1 protein-coding gene is annotated in these 527 nt (G+C 62.6%); it reads left to right on the top strand.

The features are described from left to right. Nucleotides 1-527 (top strand): IS66 family transposase (locus NKH99_RS32690; RefSeq protein WP_353017997.1); only part of this gene is annotated, 527 nt, incomplete at both ends.

Below are 527 nucleotides of genomic sequence, written 5' to 3'. Positions count from 1 at the left end.
GCGCGTCGAGTATGACCTTCCCGACGATCAGAAGGCTTGTCCTTGCTGCCGTCATCAGATGCATCGCATGGGCGAGGCCGTTACCGAGCAAGTTCATATCGAGGTGAAGGCGAAGGTCCTGCAGAATGTGCGGTTCAAGTATGCTTGCCGTCATTGTGAGCGTACCGGCATCAACACGCCGGTCGTGACCGCGCCGATGCCCGCGCAACCCTTGCCGGGCAGCATCGCCACGGCCTCGACGCTGGCCTTCGCGCTCGTTCACAAATACGTCGACGGCACACCGCTCTACCGCCTGGCGCAGGCCTTCGAGCGCGCGGGCGTTCCTGTCAGCCGTGGCGCTCTGGGTCACTGGATGATCGGCTCGAGCGAAAAGCATCTCGCCCGCATCTATGACGTGCTGAAGCTGCGGCTCAGATCGCAGCCCCTCATCCATGGCGACGAGACCACGGTCCAGGTGCTGAAGGAAATGGACAGAGAGGCCACCAGCACCTCGTACATGTGGGCATACCGGAGCGGCCACGACAGTG

The sequence above is a fragment of the Mesorhizobium sp. M0854 genome (assembly GCF_040319815.1).
In the GTDB taxonomy this organism is placed as follows: Bacteria; Pseudomonadota; Alphaproteobacteria; order Rhizobiales; family Rhizobiaceae; genus Mesorhizobium.
The sequence above is the reverse complement of the archived record's forward strand: the minus strand, read 5'-3'. Positions and strand labels throughout refer to the sequence as shown.